The 20,321-nt window shown below is 69.5% G+C and carries 16 protein-coding genes; 1 reads left to right on the top strand and 15 read right to left on the bottom strand.

The window, feature by feature from the left end; all coding sequences use genetic code 11:
- Positions 1-201: 201 nt before the first annotated feature.
- The 15 genes from recQ to ACFXAZ_RS00505 form a co-directional block, all read right to left on the bottom strand.
- Positions 202-2,388 carry a DNA helicase RecQ gene (gene recQ, locus ACFXAZ_RS00575; protein WP_384582802.1) on the bottom strand — a complete coding sequence of 729 codons (2,187 nt, stop codon included), beginning with the start codon at positions 2,386-2,388 and terminating at the stop codon, positions 202-204.
- A gap of 224 nt (positions 2,389-2,612) precedes the next feature.
- Positions 2,613-4,262, bottom strand: coding sequence for an NADH-quinone oxidoreductase subunit NuoN (gene nuoN / locus ACFXAZ_RS00570; RefSeq protein WP_384582799.1), 1,650 nt, complete (start codon positions 4,260-4,262; stop codon positions 2,613-2,615).
- The gene (locus tag ACFXAZ_RS00565) at positions 4,259-5,830 is read right to left on the bottom strand and encodes an NADH-quinone oxidoreductase subunit M (RefSeq protein ID WP_384582796.1); all 1,572 of its coding nucleotides are present in this window, start codon (positions 5,828-5,830) and stop codon (positions 4,259-4,261) included. The genes nuoN and ACFXAZ_RS00565 overlap by 4 nt, the downstream gene beginning before the upstream one ends.
- A 5-nt stretch (positions 5,831-5,835) precedes the next feature.
- Positions 5,836-7,749 carry an NADH-quinone oxidoreductase subunit L gene (gene nuoL, locus ACFXAZ_RS00560; protein ID WP_384582793.1) on the bottom strand — a complete coding sequence of 638 codons (1,914 nt, stop codon included), beginning with the start codon at positions 7,747-7,749 and terminating at the stop codon, positions 5,836-5,838.
- Positions 7,750-7,764: 15 nt separating this feature from the next.
- The gene (gene nuoK, locus ACFXAZ_RS00555) at positions 7,765-8,064 is read right to left on the bottom strand and encodes an NADH-quinone oxidoreductase subunit NuoK (RefSeq protein WP_351837913.1); all 300 of its coding nucleotides are present in this window, start codon (positions 8,062-8,064) and stop codon (positions 7,765-7,767) included.
- Positions 8,061-8,903 carry an NADH-quinone oxidoreductase subunit J gene (locus tag ACFXAZ_RS00550; protein ID WP_384582790.1) on the bottom strand — a complete coding sequence of 281 codons (843 nt, stop codon included), beginning with the start codon at positions 8,901-8,903 and terminating at the stop codon, positions 8,061-8,063. Before ACFXAZ_RS00550 ends, nuoK begins: the two co-directional genes overlap by 4 nt.
- Entirely contained in the window at positions 8,900-9,502 is a 603-nt protein-coding gene (gene nuoI, locus ACFXAZ_RS00545) for an NADH-quinone oxidoreductase subunit NuoI (RefSeq protein WP_384582787.1), read from the bottom strand. The genes ACFXAZ_RS00550 and nuoI overlap by 4 nt, the downstream gene beginning before the upstream one ends.
- Complete coding sequence (gene nuoH, locus ACFXAZ_RS00540) at positions 9,495-10,862, bottom strand: NADH-quinone oxidoreductase subunit NuoH (RefSeq protein ID WP_384582784.1); 1,368 nt, start codon at positions 10,860-10,862, stop codon at positions 9,495-9,497. The genes nuoI and nuoH overlap by 8 nt, the downstream gene beginning before the upstream one ends.
- Positions 10,859-13,363, bottom strand: a complete 2,505-nt coding sequence (locus tag ACFXAZ_RS00535; RefSeq protein WP_384582781.1) for an NADH-quinone oxidoreductase subunit G — start codon at positions 13,361-13,363, stop codon at positions 10,859-10,861. Before ACFXAZ_RS00535 ends, nuoH begins: the two co-directional genes overlap by 4 nt.
- Positions 13,360-14,709, bottom strand: a complete 1,350-nt coding sequence (gene nuoF, locus ACFXAZ_RS00530; protein ID WP_382680278.1) for an NADH-quinone oxidoreductase subunit NuoF — start codon at positions 14,707-14,709, stop codon at positions 13,360-13,362. The genes ACFXAZ_RS00535 and nuoF overlap by 4 nt, the downstream gene beginning before the upstream one ends.
- A complete protein-coding gene (nuoE, locus tag ACFXAZ_RS00525; RefSeq protein WP_384582777.1) occupies positions 14,706-15,524 on the bottom strand; it encodes an NADH-quinone oxidoreductase subunit NuoE in 819 nt (272 codons plus the stop codon). The genes nuoF and nuoE overlap by 4 nt, the downstream gene beginning before the upstream one ends.
- Positions 15,521-16,843, bottom strand: coding sequence for an NADH-quinone oxidoreductase subunit D (locus ACFXAZ_RS00520; RefSeq protein ID WP_384582774.1), 1,323 nt, complete (start codon positions 16,841-16,843; stop codon positions 15,521-15,523). The genes nuoE and ACFXAZ_RS00520 overlap by 4 nt, the downstream gene beginning before the upstream one ends.
- On the bottom strand, positions 16,840-17,595 hold the full coding sequence (locus ACFXAZ_RS00515) for an NADH-quinone oxidoreductase subunit C (protein WP_384582771.1): 756 nt from the start codon (positions 17,593-17,595) through the stop codon (positions 16,840-16,842). The genes ACFXAZ_RS00520 and ACFXAZ_RS00515 overlap by 4 nt, the downstream gene beginning before the upstream one ends.
- Positions 17,592-18,146 carry a NuoB/complex I 20 kDa subunit family protein gene (locus tag ACFXAZ_RS00510; protein WP_382680274.1) on the bottom strand — a complete coding sequence of 185 codons (555 nt, stop codon included), beginning with the start codon at positions 18,144-18,146 and terminating at the stop codon, positions 17,592-17,594. Before ACFXAZ_RS00510 ends, ACFXAZ_RS00515 begins: the two co-directional genes overlap by 4 nt.
- A 13-nt stretch (positions 18,147-18,159) precedes the next feature.
- Positions 18,160-18,519 carry an NADH-quinone oxidoreductase subunit A gene (locus ACFXAZ_RS00505; protein ID WP_007383963.1) on the bottom strand — a complete coding sequence of 120 codons (360 nt, stop codon included), beginning with the start codon at positions 18,517-18,519 and terminating at the stop codon, positions 18,160-18,162.
- 894 nt (positions 18,520-19,413) lie between these two features.
- Between ACFXAZ_RS00505 and ACFXAZ_RS00500 the strand changes: the two genes are divergently transcribed.
- On the top strand, positions 19,414-20,292 hold the full coding sequence (locus ACFXAZ_RS00500) for a C40 family peptidase (protein WP_384582767.1): 879 nt from the start codon (positions 19,414-19,416) through the stop codon (positions 20,290-20,292).
- Positions 20,293-20,321 lie beyond the last annotated feature (29 nt).

The following is a 20,321-nucleotide window of genomic DNA, read 5'->3' as shown; positions in this document are numbered from 1 at the left end:
CCCCCCCTCGCCAAGCCCGTCCCCGACCCCAACGCCGATGTCCGGAAGGCCGCCGCCCAGGCACCTGACCCCGCCCCCGCGAGCAGGCGGAGCCCCACACCGCGCTGTCCACGGCGACGACCGCCCCCGACCCGGACGTCAGGGCCTACGCGACCCGCGCCCGGTGAGGCGTCGCGAGCCCCACCCGCCCCCGCCGCACAGCTACATCCAGTCGTCCGGCTCCGGCTCCACATCCCCGTCGGGCCACAGCTCGTCACCACCGAAGCCGACATCACCCCCGGAGCCACCCCGGCCACCGGACCCGGCACCACCACCTCGCCCGACCCCGGCCCCAACCCCGGCACCGGCACGGGCACCGGCACCGGCTCTACCCCGCCCCCCACCACCGGCATCACCACGCGAGCCCGCTCCACCACCAACACCCACACCGCCGCCAGAGCCGCCGCCAGCACCGTCGGCCCCGGCACCACCGCCGCCCACCGGCCGCTCAAGGCCCCCCAGCACCCCGACCACGCTCTCCCCGTACGTCGCCAGCTTCTTCTCGCCGACGCCGCTGATACCTCCCAGCTCCCGCACGGACGCGGGCCAGACCGTGGCGATCTCCCGCAGCGTGGCGTCATGGAAGATCACATACGCGGGGACGCCCTGCTCCCTGGCCTGCTCGCCCCGCCAGGCGCGCAGCGCCTCGAACGCGGGCAGCAGTTCCTCGGGCAGCTCGGCCACCGCAGCCTTCGCCTTGCGCTCCCCACGACCCCCGCCACCGCCACCGCTGCCACCGCTGCCACCGCCGGACCGGGCCACCGCCGCCTTCTTCGGCTCCTTCCGCAGCGGAACCTCCCGCTCCCGCCGCAGCACCGAACCGCTCGCCTCGGTCAGCACCAGCGTGCCGTACTCACCCTCGACGGCGAGCAGGCCCTGTGCCAGGAGCTGCCGGACGACGCCGCGCCACTCCCCCTCGGCCAGCTCCTCACCGATGCCGAACACCGACAGCTGGTCGTGGTCGAACTGGATCACCTTGGCGCTCCGCTTGCCCAGCAGGATGTCCACGATCTGCACGGCGCCGAACTTCTGCCCCCGCTCCCGCTGCAACCGCACCACCGTCGACAGCACCTTCTGCGCCGCGACCGTGCCGTCCCAGGTCTCCGGCGGGGTCAGGCAGGTGTCGCAGTTGCCGCATCCCGCCGCGCCCGGCTCCTGGCCGAAGTACACGAGGAGCTGCCCGCGTCGGCACTGGGCGGTCTCGCACAGGGCGAGCATCGCGTCCAGGTGGGCCTGGGCGCGGCGCCGGAACGCCTCGTCGCCCTCGCCGGACTGGATCATCTTGCGCTGCTGTATGACGTCGTTGAGCCCGTACGCCATCCAGGCCGTGGACGGCAGTCCGTCGCGCCCGGCCCGGCCCGTCTCCTGGTAGTAGCCCTCCACCGACTTCGGCAGGTCCAGATGGGCCACGAACCTGACGTCCGGCTTGTCGATGCCCATGCCGAAGGCGATGGTCGCCACCACCACCAGCCCGTCCTCCCGCAGGAACCGCGACTGGTGCGCCGCGCGGGTGCCCGAGTCCAGCCCCGCGTGGTACGGCACCGCCTCGACGCCGTTGCGCGAGAGGAACTCCGCCGTCTTCTCCACGGAGTTGCGCGAGAGGCAGTACACGATGCCCGCGTCTCCCGGGTGCTCCTCCCGCAGGAAGCCGAGGAGCTGCTTCTTGGGGTCGGCCTTCGGGACGATCCGGTACTGGATGTTGGGCCGGTCGAAGCTTGCCTCGAAGTGCCGGGCCTCCGGCATGTTCAGCCGCTGGGTGATCTCCTTGTGGGTGGCGTGCGTGGCCGTCGCCGTCAGGGCGATCCGCGGTACCTCCGGCCAGCGCTCGCCGAGCACCGACAGGCTCAGATAGTCGGGCCGGAAGTCATGGCCCCACTGGGACACACAGTGCGCCTCGTCGATGGCGAAGACCGAAATCTTGCCCCGAGACAGCAGATCCAGGGTGTTGTCCAGCCGCAGCCGCTCCGGCGCCAGATACAGCAGATCCAGCTCACCGGCGAGGAACTCGGCCTCCACCGTCCGCCGCTCGTCGAAGTTCTGCGAGGAGTTGACGAACCCGGCCCGCACACCGAGCGCCCGCAGCGCGTCCACCTGGTCCTGCATCAGCGCGATCAGCGGCGAGACGACGATCCCCGTACCGGGTCTGACCAGCGCGGGGATCTGATAGCACAGTGACTTGCCGCCCCCCGTCGGCATCAGCACCACGGCGTCCCCGCCGGCCACCACATGCTCGATGACGGCTTCCTGCTCGCCCCGGAAGGACTCGTATCCGAAGATCTTGTGGAGCGTCTCCAACGCTTCGCTCCCGGCTACCGCCGCCATGCCACCGATCCCGCCCGTCCCACGCATCGCCGTGCCCCCGTACGTCGTGCCTCGACCACTGCGTCCACGATAGGCCCCCGCACTGACACCCCAGGAGCTATCCACAGGCCAACCCCATCCCACCTCACCGCTCCGCGCCCCTCCCCACCGCACACAGCACCGCACCCCACCTCACCCCACACAAAAGGACCCCGGCTCCCCAAGGAGAGCCAGGGCCCCTCACGCGCCGAACGCGACCCGGAAGCCGCAGGTCAGCGCACGAACACTCCCGCCGTCCCGGCGAGGTCCAGGAAGTACTGCGGGGCCACCCCGAGCACCAGCGTGACCGCCACGCCGACGCCGATCGTCGTCATCGTCAGCGGTGAGGGCACGGCGACGGTCGGGCCCTCGGGCCTCGGCTCGCTGAAGAACATCAGCACGATCACCCGGATGTAGAAGAACGCGGCGATCGCCGACGAGATCACACCGACCACGACCAGCGGCGCGGCCCCGCCCTCCGCCGCCGCCTTGAACACGGCGAACTTCCCGGCGAAGCCGGAGGTCAGCGGGATACCGGCGAAGGCCAGCAGGAACACCGCGAAGACGGCCGCCACCAGCGGCGATCTCCGTCCCAGCCCCGCCCACTTCGACAGGTGGGTGGCCTCGCCGCCCGCGTCGCGCACCAGCGTGACGACGGCGAAGGCGCCGACCGTGACGAAGGAGTACGCGGCGAGGTAGAAGAGGACCGAGGAGATGCCGTCCGGTGTGGTCGCGACGACACCGGCGAGGATGAAGCCCGCGTGCGCGATCGACGAGTACGCCAGCAGCCGCTTGATGTCGGTCTGGGTGATCGCGACGATCGCGCCGCCCAGCATGGTGATGATCACGACGCCCCACATCACCGGCCGCCAGTCCCAGCGCAGGCCGGGCAGCACGACGTACAGGATGCGCAGCAGCGCGCCGAAGGCGGCCACCTTGGTCGCCGCCGCCATGAAGCCGGTGACGGGCGTGGGCGCGCCCTGGTAGACGTCCGGCGTCCACATGTGGAACGGCACGGCGCCGACCTTGAACAGCAGGCCCATCACGATCAGCGCGGTGCCGACCAGCAGCAGCGCGTCGTTGTCCATGGTGTCGGCGAGGGCGGGCGTGACATTGGTGACCGTGCCGTCGACGACCTGCGCGATGGTGGCGTACGACATCGAGCCCGCGTAGCCGTACAGCAGGGCGATGCCGAACAGGGTGAACGCGGAGGCGAACGCGCCGAGCAGGAAGTACTTCACGGCCGCTTCGAGCGACATCATCCGCTTGCGGCGGGCGAGGGCGCACATCAGGTACAGCGGCAGCGAGAAGACCTCAAGGGCGACGAACAGGGTCAGCAGGTCGTTGGCCGCCGGGAAGAGCAGCATGCCGGCGACCGCGAACATCAGCAGCGGGAACACCTCGGTGGTGGTGAACCCGGCCCGCACGGCGGCCTTCTCGCCGTCACTGCCCGGTACGGCCGCGGCCTGGGCGGCGAAGGAGTCGACCCGGTTGCCGTGCGCGGCCGGGTCCAGGCGCCGCTCGGCGAAGGTGAACAGGCCGACCATGGCGGTCAGCAGGATCGTGCCCTGGAGGAACAGGGCCGGTCCGTCGACGGCGATCGCGCCCATGGCGGCGATGCCGGACTTGGTGGTGGCGTATCCGTCGGCGGCGAGCGCCACCACCCCGGCGAAGGCGGCGGCGAGCGCGACGACGGCCAGGAACGTCTGGGCGTGGTAACGGGACTTGCGCGGTACGACCGCCTCCACCAGCACCCCGACGATCGCCGCGCCGAGGACGATCAGGATGGGCGAGAGCTGGGCGTACTCGATCTTCGGCGCCTCGATCTTCGAGATCGGGTCGGCCGCGGTTGTCCACAGGCTGTGGACGGCTGCTGCGCTCACCTTGCGGCCTCCACCTCGGGCTGGGGGTCCTGCTTCTGTACGTCGGACATGGTGTGCTCGACCGCCGGGTTGACGATGTCGGCGATCGGCTTCGGGTAGACGCCGAGCACGATCAGCAGCGCGATCAGCGGGGCGACGACCACGAGTTCCCGCACTCTGAGGTCGGGCATCTTGGCGACCGCGGGCTTCACCGGGCCGGTCATCGTCCGCTGGTAGAGCACCAGCGTGTACAGGGCGGCGAGCACGATGCCGAAGGTGGCGATGATGCCGATCACCGGATAGCGCGCGAAGGTGCCGACCAGGACCAGGAACTCACTGACGAAGGGCGCCAGTCCCGGCAGCGACAGGGTCGCCAGGCCGCCGATCAGGAAGGTGCCGGCGAGCACCGGGGCGACCTTCTGCACCCCTCCGTAGTCGGCGATGAGCCGCGAGCCGCGCCGGGAGATCAGGAAGCCGGCCACCAGCATCAGGGCGGCCGTGGAGATCCCGTGGTTGACCATGTAGAGCGTGGCGCCGGACTGGCCCTGGCTGGTCATCGCGAAGATGCCCATGACGATGAAGCCGAAGTGCGAGATCGACGCGTACGCCACCAGCCGCTTCATGTCCCGCTGGCCGACCGCGAGCAGCGCCCCGTAGATGATGCTGATCAGGGCGAGGACGAGGATGACCGGTGTCGCCCACTTCGATGCCTCCGGGAAGAGCCCGAGGCAGAAGCGCAGCATCGCGAAGGTGCCCACCTTGTCGACCACCGCGGTGATCAGGACGGCGACCGGTGCGGTGGCCTCCCCCATCGCGTTGGGCAGCCAGGTGTGCAGCGGCCACAGTGGCGCCTTCACCGCGAAGGCGAAGAAGAAGCCGAGGAACAGCCAGCGTTCGGTGTTGGTCGCCATGGTCAGCTCGCCGCTGGCGCGGGCCGCGGCGATCTCGGTGAGGGAGAAGTTCCCGGCGACGACATAGAGGCCGATCACCGCGGCCAGCATGATCAGGCCGCCGGCCAGGTTGTAGAGCAGGAACTTGACGGCGGCGTACGACCGCTGGGTGGCCGCCGTCTTCTCGCCGTGCTCGTGGGCCCGGTCCCCGAAGCCGCCGATGAGGAAGTACATCGGGATCAGCATGGCTTCGAAGAAGATGTAGAAGAGGAAGACGTCGGTGGCCTCGAAGGAGATGATCACCATCGCCTCGACGGCCAGGATCAGCGCGAAGAAGCCCTGGGTGGGCCGCCAGCGGGTGGAGCCGGTCTCCAGCGGGTCGGCGTCGTGCCAGCCCGCGAGGATGATGAACGGGATCAGCAGGGCGGTCAGCGCGATCAGCACCACGGCGATGCCGTCCACGCCCAGTTCGTAGCGCACCCCGAACTCGGAGATCCAGGCGTGCGACTCGGTGAGCTGGTAGCGGTCGCCGCCGGGGTCGAAGCGGACCATGATCACGACGGCGAGCGCGAGGGTGGCGAGCGAGAACAGCAGCGCCAGCCATTTGGCCACCGAGCGCCGGGCGGCCGGTACGGCGGCCGTGGCGATGGCCCCGAGCGCCGGGAGCGCCGCCGTCACTGTCAGCAGGGGAAAGGACATCGGTATCAGACCGCCCTCATCAGCAGCGTCGCGGCGATCAGAAGCGCCGCACCGCCGAACATCGAGACCGCGTACGACCGCGCGAAGCCGTTCTGGAGCTTGCGCAGCCGTCCGGAGAGGCCGCCGACCGAGGCCGCCGTGCCGTTGACGACTCCGTCGACCAGGCTGTGGTCGACGTACACCAGGGAGCGGGTGAGGTGCTCGCCGCCGCGGACCAGGACCACATGGTTGAAGTCGTCCTGGAGCAGATCGCGGCGGGCGGCCCGGGTGAGCAGGGACCCGCGCGGTGCGACGACCGGGACCGGGCGGCGCCCGTACTGCGCCCAGGCGATGGCCACGCCGATGACCATGACGGCGACCGTGGACAGGGTGACGGTGGTGGCGCTGACCGGCGGGTGTCCGTGCTCGTACTGGGTGATCGGCTCCAGCCAGTGCACGAAGCGTTCGCCGACGCTGAAGAAGGCGCCGGCCCCGACCGAGCCGACGGCCAGCACGATCATCGGGATCGTCATGGACCTCGGGGACTCGTGCGGGTGGGGCTCGTGGCCGTTCTCGTCGGGCTGCCAGCGCTTCTCGCCGAAGAACGTCATCAGCATCACGCGCGTCATGTAGAACGCGGTGATGGCCGCGCCGAGCAGGGCCACGCCGCCGAGGATCCAGCCCTCGGTGCCGCCCTTGGCGAACGCCGCCTCGATGATCTTGTCCTTGGAGAAGAAGCCGGACAGCCCCGGGAACCCGATGATCGCGAGGTAGCCGAGCCCGAAGGTGACGAAGGTGATCGGCATGTATTTCCGCAGGCCGCCGTACTTCCTCATGTCCACTTCGTCGTTCATGCCGTGCATGACCGAACCGGCGCCGAGGAACAGCCCGGCCTTGAAGAAGCCGTGCGTCACCAGGTGCATGATCGCGAAGGCGTAGCCGATGGGGCCGAGACCGGCGGCGAGGATCATGTAGCCGATCTGCGACATGGTGGAGCCGGCCAGCGCCTTCTTGATGTCGTCCTTGGCGCAACCGACGATCGCACCGAACAGCAGCGTGACCGCGCCGACGATGGTCACCACGAGCTGGGCGTCCGGCGCGGCGTTGAAGATCGCGCCGGAGCGGACGATCAGATAGACGCCCGCGGTCACCATGGTCGCGGCGTGGATCAGGGCCGAGACCGGGGTCGGGCCCTCCATCGCGTCCCCGAGCCAGGACTGGAGCGGCACCTGGGCGGACTTGCCGCACGCGGCGAGCAGCAGCATCAGGCCGATGCCGGTGAGCACCGCCTCACTGGCACCGCCGACCAGGCCCGGCTCCCCGGGGGTGCCGAGCACCGGCCCGAAGGCGAAGGTGCCGAACGTCGTGAACATCAGGAAGATCGCGATCGCCAGGCCCATGTCGCCGACCCGGTTGACCAGGAACGCCTTCTTCGCGGCCGTGGCCGCGCTGGGCTTGTGCTGCCAGAAGCCGATCAGCAGGTAGGAGGCGAGACCGACGCCCTCCCAGCCGATGTACAGCACCAGGTAGTTGTCGGCGAGGACGAGGATCAGCATCGCCGCGAGGAACAGGTTGAGATAGCCGAAGAAACGGCGGCGGCGCTCGTCGTGCTCCATGTACCCGATCGAGTACAGGTGGATCAGCGAGCCGACGCCGGTGATCAGCAGCACGAACGTCATCGACAGCTGGTCGAGGCGGAAGGCGATGTCCGCCTGGAAGCTCTCGACCGGGATCCAGGTGTACAGATGCTGGATCAGTGTGCGGTCCTCGGCGCCCCGGCCCAGCAGGTCGGCGAAGAGGATCACCCCGAAGACGAACGAGACGAACGACAGCAGGGTGCCGATCCAGTGGCCGACCGCGTCGAGCCGGCGTCCGCCGCACAGCAGCACGGCGGCTCCGAGCAAGGGCGCCGCGACCAGCAGCGCAATCAGGTTCTCCACGATTCTTCCGACCCCTTACAGCTTCATCAGGCTGGCGTCGTCGACCGAGGCCGAGTGGCGGGCGCGGAACAAGGACACGATGATCGCGAGTCCGACCACGACCTCGGCGGCGGCGACGACCATCGTGAAGAAGGCGATGACCTGCCCGTCGAGATTGCCGTGCATCCGGGAGAAGGCGACGAAGGCGAGGTTGCACGCGTTGAGCATCAGCTCCACGCACATGAACAGCACGATCGCGTTCCGCCTGATCAGCACGCCGGTCGCGCCGATCGTGAACAGCAGAGCCGCGAGATAGAGGTAATTGACGGGGTTCACTTCGACGCCTCCTCGGTCCGCTTGAGGTGCGGGGGCTCGATCTCGTCCCGCTCCAGGCGTTCCTCCGAACGCTGCTCCAGCGCCTTGAGGTCGCTGATGGCCTCCGCCGACACATCACGGACCTGGCCGCGCTCACGCAGCGTCCGGTTGACCGTCAGCTCGGAGGGGGTGCCGTCGGGCAGCAGGCCCGCGATGTCCACGGCGTTGTGCCGCGCGTACACACCGGGGGCGGGCAGCGGCGGCAGGTGCTTGCCCTCGCGCACGCGCTCCTCGGCGAGTTCGCGCTGGGTCTTGGCGCGCTCGATGCGCTCGCGGTGGGTGAGCACCATGGCGCCGACGGCGGCCGTGATCAGCAGGGCGCCGGTGATCTCGAAGGCGAACACGTACCGGGTGAAGAGGAGGGACGCGAGCCCCTGCACATTGCCGTTCGCGTTCGCCGTCGCCAGGCCGTCGAACTGGGTCAGCGAGGCGTTGCCGATCCCGCCGATCAGCAGGACGCCGAAGCCGAGACCGCACACCAGGGCCAGCCAGCGCTGGCCCTTGATGGTCTCCTTCAGGGAGTCCGCCGCGGTGACACCGACCAGCATCACCACGAACAGGAACAGCATCATGATGGCGCCGGTGTAGACGATGATCTGCACCACGCCGAGGAAATAGGCGCCGTTGGCGAGATAGAACACCGCGAGGACGATCATGGTCCCGGCCAGACACAGCGCGCTGTGCACGGCCCTCTTCATGAAGACGGTGCACAGGGCGCCGATCACCGCGACCGTGCCGAGGATCCAGAACTGGACGGCCTCGCCGGTGGACGTGGAGTAGGCGGCGAGCTGCGCGCTCATGCGTCCACCCCCTCGTCCTCGGGCTTCTCGCCCTTGGAGACGGCGGGCTGGGGGACCGTGCCCGGGGCGGCCTCGGTGACCAGGCCCCGGTAGTAGTCCTGTTCGTCCATCCCGGGGAAGATCGCGTGCGGCGAGTCGACCATGCCCTCTTCGAGACCGGCGAGCAGCTGCTCCTTGGTGTAGATGAGGTTGGCGCGGCTGGAGTCGGCCAGCTCGAACTCGTTGGTCATCGTCAGCGCGCGCGTGGGGCACGCCTCGATGCACAGGCCGCACAGGATGCAGCGGGCGTAGTTGATCTGGTACACCCGCCCGTACCGCTCGCCCGGGGAGTAGCGCTCCTCGTCGGTGTTGTCGGCGCCCTCCACATAGATGGCGTCGGCGGGGCAGGCCCAGGCGCACAGCTCGCAGCCGACGCACTTCTCCAGGCCGTCCGGATGGCGGTTGAGCTGGTGCCGTCCATGGAACCGGGGAGCGGTGGTCTTCTGCTGCTCGGGGTACTGCTCGGTCAGCCGCTTCTTGAACATGGCCTTGAAGGTCACGCCGAAGCCGGCCACGGGGTTCTGGAAACCGGGGTCGGTCTCCTTGGGCTCCTCAGCCATCGGACGCCTCCTTTCCATCCAGCGATCCGTCACTGTGAGTATCGGGTCCGCCACTGACAATCAGCTCCCGGTCCCGGCGCGGGCTGCGCCTGGGCACCGGCGGCAGCTGCTGTCCGGGCAGCGGCGGCACCGGGAATCCACCGGCCATCGGGTCGAACCCGGGGGCCTGGGCGGGCGGTTCGGGGGCGGGCTTGCCGCGGTCGCGGAAGATGTCGACGGCGAACGAGATCAGGAGCAGCGCAAGGACGGCGGCGCCGACGTACAACGCGATGTCGGCGAAGTCGAAGTTCTCGTTGCGCAGCGTCCGCACGGTCGCGACCAGCATCAGCCAGACCAGGGAGACCGGGATCAGCACCTTCCAGCCGAGCTTCATCAGCTGGTCGTAGCGGACGCGGGGCAGGGTGCCGCGCAGCCAGATGAAGAAGAACAGCAGCAACTGCACCTTCAGGACGAACCAGAGCATCGGCCACCAGCCGTGGTTCGCGCCCTCCCAGAACGTGGAGACGGGCCAGGGGGCCCGCCAGCCGCCGAGGAACAGCGTCACGGACACCGCCGAGACCGTCACCATGTTCACGTACTCGGCGAGCATGAACATCGCGAACTTGATCGACGAGTACTCGGTGTTGAAGCCGCCCACGAGGTCGCCCTCGGACTCCGGCATGTCGAACGGGGCGCGGTTGGTCTCACCGACCATCGTGACGATGTAGATGATGAAGGAGACCGGCAGCAGGATCACGTACCAGCGGTCCGCCTGCGCCTCGACGATCGCCGAGGTGGACATCGACCCCGAGTACAGGAAGACCGAGGCGAAGGCGGCGCCCATGGCGATCTCGTACGAGATCATCTGCGCGGCGGAGCGCAGGCCGCCCAGGAGCGGATACGTCGATCCGCTGCTCCAGCCCGCCAGCACGATGCCGTAGATGCCGACCGAGGCGACCGCGAGGACGTAGAGCATCGCGATGGGCAGGTCGGTGAGCTGCATCGTGGTGCGCTGGCCGAAGATCGAGACTTCGTTGCCGGCCGGGCCGAAGGGGATCACCGCGATCGCCATGAACGCCGGGATGGCGGCGACGATCGGCGCGAGGACGTAGACCACCTTGTCCGCGCGCTTGACGATGAGGTCTTCCTTGAGCATCAGCTTGATGCCGTCGGCGAGCGACTGGAGCATGCCCCAGGGGCCGTGCCGGTTCGGGCCGATGCGCAACTGCATCCAGGCGACGACCTTGCGCTCCCAGACGATGGAGAACAGCACGGTCACCATCAGGAAGGCGAAGCAGAAGACCGCCTTGATGGCGACCAGCCACCACGGGTCGCGGCCGAACAGCGAGAGGTCTTCAGCGGCGAGGAAGTACGGGCTCATGCCTCCACCTCCTTGGGGGCCTCGCCGGCGGCGAGGGCCGGGCCGATGCGGACGAGGGAGCCGGGCAGGGCGCCGGTGTCGGAGGCGACACCGCCCCCGGTGGAGTTCAGCGGGAGCCAGACCACACGGTCGGGCATCTCGGTGATCCGCAGCGGCAGGGCGACGGTCCCGGCGGGGCCGGTCACCACCAGCGGGTCACCGTCCGCGACGCCCGCCTCGACGGCCGTGGCGGCCGACACGCGCGCGTGTGCGGCGTGTCGCGTGCCCGCGAGGGCGGCATCGCCCTGCTGGAGGACGCCCTGGTCGAGCAGCAGCCGGTGCCCGGCCAGCACGGCCTCGCCGGCGGCGGGACGCGGCAACTGGACGGCGCTCTCACGCGGTTCGCCCGCGCGGGGGCCGTCCCAGGCGCCGAGCCGGTCGATCTCCGCCCGCGCGGTGCGCAGATCCGGCAGACCGAGGTAAACGTCCATGGCGTCGGCCAGCATCTGGAGCACGCGCGCGTCGGTCGGCGGCAGCGTCCGGGGCATCTGGTCGGGCTTGAGCGCGGCGTCGAAGAACCGCACCCGGCCCTCCCAGTTGAGGAAGGTGCCGCCCTTCTCGACGACCGCGGCGACCGGCAGGACGACATCGGCGAGGCGGGAGACCTCGCTGGGCCGCAGTTCCAGCGACACCAGGAAGCCGACCGCGCCGAGCGCCTCCCGCGCGCGTGCCGGGTCCGGCAGATCGGCGGTCTCGACGCCCGCGACGAGCAGCGCCTGGAGTTCACCGGAGACGGCGGCCTCCACGATCTGCCCGGTGTCACGGCCGTAGCGGTGCGGGAGTTCGGCCACGCCCCACACGGCCGCGACCTCCTCCCGCGCGCGCGGGTCGGTCGCCGGGCGCCCGCCCGGCAGCAGCGAGGGCAGCGCGCCCGCCTCGATCGCCCCGCGCTCCCCGGCCCGGCGCGGGATCCACACCAGCCGCGCGCCGGTCGCGGTCGCGGCCCGTACGGCGGCGGTCAGGCCGCCCGGCACGGCCGCCAGCCGCTCGCCGACGACGATGACCGCGCCCTCGGCCCGCAGCGCCTCGGCGGCCCGCTCGCCGGGCGTCTCCAGGCCGACACCGCCGGCCAGCGCGTCCAGCCACTCGGTCTCGGTGCCGGGCGCGGCCGGCAGCAGCGTGCCGCCCGCCTTCTCCAGACCGCGGGTGGCGTGTGTGGCCAGCGAGAACACCCGCTGCCCGTGCGTGCGCCACGCCTTGCGCAGCCGCAGGAAGACGCCGGGCGCCTCCTCCTCGGACTCGAACCCGGCCAGCAGCACCGCCGGAGCCTTCTCCAGCAGGGTGTACGTGACCCCCGTACCGTCGAGGTCCCGGCCGCGGCCCGCGACGCGGGCGGCGAGGAAGTCGGCCTCCTCGCCGCTGTGCACGCGCGCGCGGAAGTCGATGTCGTTGGTGTCGAGCGCCACGCGCGCGAACTTGCTGTACGCGTAGGCGTCCTCGATCGTCAGCCGCCCGCCGGTGAGCACCCCGGTCCGGCCGCGCGAGGCGAGCAGCCCCTGGGCGGCGATCTGGAGCGCCTCGGGCCAGGACGCGGGTTCCAGGTCACCCTCGGCGTTGCGCACCAGGGGCGTCTGGAGCCGGTCGCGCTGCTGGGCGTAGCGGAACGCGAAGCGGCCCTTGTCGCAGATCCACTCCTCGTTGACCTCGGGGTCGTTGGCGGCGAGCTTGCGCATGACCTTGCCGCGCCGGTGGTCGGTGCGGGTGGCGCAGCCGCTGGAGCAGTGCTCGCACACGCTCGGCGAGGACACCAGGTCGAAGGGGCGGGAGCGGAACCGGTACGCCGCCGAGGTGAGCGCGCCGACCGGGCAGATCTGGATGGTGTTGCCGGAGAAGTACGACTCGAAGGGGTCGCCCTCGCCGGTGCCGACCTGCTGGAGCGCGCCGCGTTCGAGGAGTTCGATCATCGGGTCGCCGGCCACCTGGTTGGAGAACCGGGTGCAGCGCGCGCACAGCACGCACCGCTCGCGGTCCAGCAGTACCTGGGTGGAGATCGGCACCGGCTTCTCGAAGGTGCGCTTCTTGCCCTCGAAGCGGGAGTCGGACTGGCCGTGCGACATGGCCTGGTTCTGGAGCGGGCACTCGCCGCCCTTGTCGCAGACCGGGCAGTCCAGCGGGTGGTTGATGAGCAGCAGCTCCATCACACCCTTCTGCGCCTTCTCCGCGACCGGCGAGGACAGCTGGGTCTTGACGACCATCCCGTCGGTGCAGGTGATGGTGCAGGACGCCATGGGCTTGCGCTGGCCCTCGACCTCGACGATGCACTGGCGGCAGGCGCCGGCCGGATCGAGGAGGGGGTGGTCGCAGAACCGGGGGATCTCGATGCCGAGGCGCTCGGCGGCCCGGATGACCAGGGTGCCCTTGGGCACGCTGATCTCCACGCCGTCGATCGTCAGCGAGACGAGGTCCTCGGGCGGGACCGCCGCCTCTCCCCCGCCGGTGGGGGCGCTGGTGGTCACGGTCATGCGTTCACCTCCGGGCGGTCCGCCCAGGCAGTCGACTTGGCCGGGTCGAAGGGGCAGCCCCGGCCGGTGATGTGCTGCTCGTACTCCTCGCGGAAGTACTTCAGCGAGGAGAAGATCGGCGCCGCGGCGCCGTCGCCGAGGGCGCAGAAGGACTTGCCGTTGATGTTGTCGGCGATGTCGTTGAGCTTGTCGAGGTCGGACAGGGTGCCCTTGCCGGCCTCGATGTCACGGAGCAACTGGACCAGCCAGTACGTGCCTTCGCGGCAGGGTGTGCACTTGCCGCAGGACTCGTGGGCGTAGAACTCGGTCCACCGGGTGACGGCCCGCACCACGCAGGTCGTCTCGTCGAAGCACTGGAGTGCCTTGGTGCCGAGCATGGAACCCGCGGCGCCCACTCCCTCGTAGTCGAGCGGGACGTCGAGGTGCTCGTCGGTGAACATGGGCGTCGAGGAGCCGCCCGGCGTCCAGAACTTCAGCCGGTGGCCGGGACGCATCCCGCCGCTCATCTCCAGCAGCTGGCGCAGGGTGATGCCGAGCGGGGCCTCGTACTGCCCGGGACCGGCGACATGGCCGCTGAGCGAGTAGAGCGTGAAGCCCGCGGACTTCTCGCTGCCCATCGACCTGAACCATTCCTTGCCGTTGTTCAGGATCGCGGGAACCGACGCGATCGACTCGACGTTATTCACCACAGTCGGGCACGCGTAGAGGCCCGCGACGGCAGGGAAGGGGGGACGCAGCCGCGGTTGGCCGCGGCGGCCTTCGAGCGAGTCCAGCAGTGCGGTCTCCTCACCGCAGATGTACGCGCCCGCGCCCGCGTGCACGGTGATGTCGAGATCGAGCCCGCTGCCCAGGATGTTCTCGCCGAGATAGCCCGCCGCATACGCCTCGGCGACCGCCGAGTGCAGCCGCCGCAGCACGGGGACGACTTCACCACGCAGATAGATGAAGGCATGCGACGACCTGATGGCGTAACACGCGATGATCATGCCCTCGATGAGGCTGTGCGGGTTCGCGAAGAGGAGCGGAATGTCCTTGCAGGTTCCGGGCTCCGATTCGTCGGCGTTGACAACTAGATAGTGCGGTTTTCCATCGCCCTGGGGGATGAACTGCCATTTCATCCCGGTCGGGAATCCCGCCCCGCCGCGCCCGCGCAGACCGGAGTCCTTGACGTACGCGATCAGGTCGTCCGGCGACATGGCGAGCGCCTTGCGGAGTCCCTCGTACCCTTCGTGCCGACGGTAGACGTCCAGCGTCCAGGACCGGTCCTCGTCCCAGAAGGCCGACAGCACGGGTGCGAGCAGCTTCTCGGGGCTCGTCCCTTTCAGCTCGGGTGCCAAGGTCATCACTCCCCCTCCTCGACGGGCGGCGCGTCGCGCGGTTCGTCCCGTGGCGCGTCGTGCGGTGCGTCGTGCGGTGTGTCCTGTGGGCCGCTGTCGCGCGGGTGGACCACGCGGGCCGGACCGGTCTCCCCCTTGGCCAGGCGCAGCCCGATCAGGGACGCGGGTCCCGCGCTGCCGCCGGCGGCGACGGCGCCGTCCCGCTCGTCGGGGAAGCCCGCCAGGATGCGGGCGGTCTCCTTGAAGGTGCACAGCGGCGCCCCGCGCGTGGGGGTCACCTCACGCCCGGCGCGCAGGTCGTCCACCAGGCGCTTCGCGCTGGGCACGGTCTGGTTGTCGAAGAACTCCCAGTTGACCATCACGACCGGCGCGAAGTCGCAGGCCGCGTTGCACTCGATGTGCTCCAGGGTGACCTTGCCGTCGTCGGTGGTCTCGTTGTTGCCGACGCCGAGGTGCTCCTGGAGCGCCTCGAAGATCGCGTCGCCGCCCATCACCGCGCACAGGGTGTTGGTGCACACCCCGACCTGGTAGTCGCCGGAGGGCCGGCGCCGGTACATGGTGTAGAAGGTGGCGACCGCGGTGACCTCCGCCGTGGTCAGGTTCAGCACATCCGCGCAGAACTGCATCCCGGTGCGGGTGACATGGCCCTCCTGCGACTGCACGAGGTGCAGCAGCGGCAGCAGGGCGGAGCGGGAGTCGGGGTAGCGGGCGATGACCTCGCGCGCGTCCCGTTCCAGCCGGGCACGGACGTCGTCCGGGTAGGCGGGCGCGGGCAGTTCGGGCATGCCCAGGCTGACGCCGCGTTCCGAAGAAGAGGTGGTCACCGGTCGACGCCTCCCATCACGGGGTCGATGGACGCGACGGCGACGATGACATCGGCGACCTGGCCGCCCTCGCACATCGCCGCCATGGCCTGAAGGTTGGTGAAGGACGGGTCGCGGAAGTGGACCCGGAAGGGGCGGGTGCCCCCGTCGGAGACGGCGTGCACACCGAGTTCGCCCTTGGGTGATTCGACCGCCGCGTACGTCTGGCCGGGCGGGACGCGGAAGCCCTCGGTGACCAGCTTGAAGTGGTGGATCAGGGCCTCCATGGAGGTGCCCATGATCGTCTTGATGTGGTCGAGGGAGTTGCCGAGCCCGTCGGGGCCCAGGGCGAGCTGGGCGGGCCAGGCGATCTTCTTGTCCGTGACCATGACCGGGCCGGGCTGTAGCCGGTCCAGGCACTGCTCGACGATCCTGAGCGACTGGCGCATCTCCTCCAGGCGGATGAGGAAGCGGCCGTAGGAGTCGCAGGTGTCGGCGGTCGGGATGTCGAAGTCGTAGGTCTCGTAGCCGCAGTAGGGCTGGGTCTTGCGCAGGTCGTGCGGCAGGCCGGTGGAGCGCAGGATCGGGCCGGTGGCGCCGAGCGCCATGCAGCCGGCCAGGTCCAGATAGCCGACGTCCTGCATCCGGGCCTTGAAGATGGGGTTCCCGGTGGCGAGCTTGTCGTACTCGGGAAGGTTCTTGCGCATCTTCTTGATGAACTCGCGGATCTGGTCGACCGCGCCGGGCGGCAGGTCCTGGGCGAGTCCGCCGGGGCGGATGTAGGCGTGGTTCATCCGCAGGCCGGTGATCAGTTCGTACAGGTCGAGGATCATCTCGCGGTCGCGGAAGCCGTAGATCATGATCGTGGTCGCGCCCAGCTCCATGCCGCCGGTGGCGATGCACACCAGGTGGGAGGAGAGCCGGTTCAGCTCCATCAGGAGCACGCGGATGATCGTGGCCCGGTCGGGGATCTGGTCCTCGATGCCGAGGAGCTTCTCGACGGCGAGGCAGTAGGCGGTCTCGTTGAAGAAGGACGTCAGGTAATCCATGCGCGTGACGAAGGTGGTGCCCTGCGTCCACGTGCGGTATTCGAGGTTCTTCTCGATGCCGGTGTGCAGATAGCCGATGCCGCAGCGGGCCTCGGTGACCGTCTCGCCGTCGATCTCCAGGATCAGGCGGAGCACTCCGTGGGTGGAGGGGTGCTGGGGGCCCATGTTGACGACGATGCGCTCGTCGTCGGCGCGGGCCGCGGACTGGACGACCTCGTCCCAGTCGCCACCGGTGACCGTGTAGACGGTGCCCTCAGTGGTCTCGCGCCCAGTCGCGTGCTGTGTGCTCATGAGTACGACCTCCGCTGGTCCGGAGCCGGGATCTGGGCGCCCTTGTATTCGACGGCGATGCCGCCGAGGGGGTAGTCCTTGCGCTGCGGGTGGCCCTGCCAGTCGTCCGGCATCATGATCCGCGTCAGGGCCGGGTGACCGTCGAAGACGATCCCGAAGAAGTCGTACGTCTCGCGCTCGTGCCAGTCGTTGGTCGGGTACACGGGGACCAGCGACGGGATGTGCGGGTCGGCGTCGGGGGCGCTCACCTCCAGCCGGATCAGCCGGTTGTGGGTGATCGAGCGCAGGTGGTAGACGGCGTGCAGCTCGCGGCCCTTGTCCTGCGGGTAGTGGACACCGCTGACGCCGGTGCACAGCTCGAAGCGCAGGGCCGGGTCGTCGCGCAGGGTGCGGGCGACGCGGACGAGGTGCTCGCGCTCGATGTGGAAGGTGAGTTCGTCGCGGTCGGTGACCGTCTTCTCGATCGCGTTCTCGGGGACCAGTCCCTGTTCCTCCAGGGCGCCCTCCAGCTCGTCGGCGACCTCGTCGAACCAGCCGCCGTAGGGACGGCTCGCGGGTCCCGGCAGCCGGACCGAGCGGACCAGGCCGCCGTAGCCGGAGGTGTCGCCGCCGTTGTTGGCGCCGAACATGCCGCGCTGGACGCGGATCTCCTCACCGCCTTCGCCGCGCCGGCCGGGGAGGTTGGCGGCGGCGAGGTCCTTCTCGGGGTTCACCCCGTTCGACGCCTCGCCGGTGCCGTTGGCGTCGCTCATCGCAGCAGCCCCTTCATCTCGATCGTCGGCAGGGCCTTCAGCGCCGCTTCCTCCGCCTCACGGGCCGCTTCCTCCGCGTTCACACCGAGCTTGGAGGTCTGGATCTTGTGGTGGAGCTTGAGGATCGCGTCCAGCAGCATCTCGGGCCGCGGCGGACAGCCGGGGAGATAGATGTCGACCGGAACGACATGATCGACGCCCTGGACGATGGCGTAGTTGTTGAACATGCCGCCCGAGGACGCGCACACGCCCATGGAGATCACCCACTTCGGGTTGGGCATCTGGTCATAGACCTGCCGCAGCACCGGCGCCATCTTCTGGCTGACCCGGCCGGCCACGATCATCAGGTCCGCCTGTCGCGGTGAACCGCGGAAGACCTCCATGCCGAAGCGCGCCAGGTCGTAGCGGCCGGCGCCGGTGGTCATCATCTCGATGGCACAGCAGGCGAGGCCGAAGGTGGCGGGGAAGACGGACGACTTGCGCACCCAGCCCGCGGCCTGCTCGACGGTGGTCAGCAGGAATCCGCTCGGCAGCTTTTCTTCGAGTCCCATGGCTAAAGGCCCCTCAGTCCCATTCCAGGCCGCCGCGCCGCCATACATACGCATAGGCGACGAAAACGGTGAGCACGAAGAGCAGCATCTCCACGAGCCCGAACACACCCAGGGCGTCGAAGGTGACGGCCCATGGGTAGAGGAAGACGATCTCGATGTCGAAGACGATGAAGAGCATCGCCGTCAGGTAGTACTTGATAGGGAAGCGCCCGCCGCCGGCCGGCGTGGGGGTCGGCTCGATACCGCACTCGTAGGCTTCGAGCTTGGCGCGGTTGTACCGCTTCGGACCGATCAGCGTGGCCATGACCACGGAGAAGATCGCAAAGCCTGCCCCGAGGGCTCCCAGTACGAGGATGGGCGCATACGCGTTCACCGCTCCTCGCTCCTCTCAGTCGGCACTGACTGCTGGCGGTGGTGCATGGGCCCGCACTCCGCCCCACCAGTCCTACGAGTCCCACTCGTCCCGGCGAAGATCGAGAACATGTGAAGCAGGTCACAAGCCCAACTGCTCCGCATCTTATGCCCGCCGCTCTGTGATCTGCGACACGGGGTATTACACAAGCTTTGTGATCTCCACCACCTGACGAAGGATCATGAAGCCGGATGAGCGGTGATCTTCACACTGGAAGCAGTCGAGCGATCACCAATCGCGACATCTTCGCTCGTCAGGGCAGCTCAGAGGGTGCGTCTCAATATCAAGAGAGTTCCGCTGCATGCAAATTGGTGCCGGACGGGCGGTCTTGGTAGTGGAGCGCGTTCACACCCCGGAGGGGGTGCGGGGCGAGATGTGGACGTGTGCACGCATTCACGAGCGGTCCGGGTCCGACTCGGGAGCCGACTCAGGAACCGACCGGGGGGCAGACCCGCGAGCCGACTCGGGAGCCGACCAAGGCCGATCCACTCCACCCTCCGGCCCGGACGCCGACCCCGACCCGGCAGCCGACCTGCCGGACTCCGCCCCACCCCCCACCCACCCCGGCCCACCTCCGAGGCCGATCAAGAGCGAGCCCCTACTGGACGCAACAAGTACCGGTAACCGTTCCGTGACCTCCGCCACATTGATGAGAGGGAGGTGAGAACGGGTGTTGGCCAAGAATCGCAACAGGTGGTAGGTGCGGGGCAATTCGGACGTATCAATGAAAGCCCATGATCACAGGCGCATTACGGCCGGTCCACAATGTCCGTTACGGCGTCAATAAAGAGTGACACGCCCGGGATTCATCACACCGATTGAACAACTGTGGCGCAGGACACGTTTCTTGAAGGTATGGAGGAGCCCCTGATACCGGTTAGTCCCATGTCCCTCACCGCTCACATACGCAGCCACCGGAAACCCCGGCCCCGCAGCGCCTCGTCGCTCGCGATGCGCGCCGGAGTGGCCGGTGGCATCCTCAGCACCGTGGCAGTCGGTTCCGCCGCCTCGGCCAACGCCGCCGAGCCCGTGACCCAGACCCTCGAACTGCCCACCCTGACGGCCGACCTGTCCGTCCAGGTGTCCAAGTCCGCGTACGCCACGCAGCTGGCCGCCGCGAACTACGAACTCCAGGCCGAGCGCGACGCCGCCGCGGCCGACGCCGCCCAGCAGGCGGAGGCCGACCTCGCGGAGGCGAAGGCGAAGGCCGAGGCCAAGAAGAAGGCCGACGAGGAGGCCCGCAAGGAGGCCGCCGAGCGCGCCGCGCGGGACGCCGAGCGCACCACGCTCACCACCACGGCCTCGACGCCGTCGTCGTCCACCGACAGCAGCACCAGCACCGGCACGAGCAGCGAGTCGACCGCCTCGGCCCCCGCGAGCGGCAGCGTCGCGACCGTCATCGACTTCCTCAAGGCGCAGCTCGGCGACGCCTATGTCATGGGCGCCACCGGCCCCAGCGCCTGGGACTGCTCCAGCCTGGTGCAGGCCGCGTTCAAGCAGGTCGGCGTGGATCTGCCGCGGGTCTCGCAGGACCAGTCGATGGTCGGCACCGAGGTCGGCACCTCCAACCTCCAGGTCGGCGACATCCTGTACTGGGGCGGCAAGGGCTCCGCCTACCACGTCGGTGTGTACATCGGGGACGGCCAGTACCTGGACGCGGCCAACCCGTCCAAGGGCGTGGTCATCCAGGACCTCTCCGGCTACCCGGCGTCGGGCGCGGTACGCGTGCTCTGACCTGCCCAAGGCGCAGGACGCAGGACGCA

The sequence above is a fragment of the Streptomyces sp. NPDC059477 genome, assembly GCF_042749375.1.
In the GTDB taxonomy this organism is placed as follows: domain Bacteria; phylum Actinomycetota; class Actinomycetes; order Streptomycetales; family Streptomycetaceae; genus Streptomyces.
The sequence above is the reverse complement of the archived record's forward strand: the minus strand, read 5'-3'. Positions and strand labels throughout refer to the sequence as shown.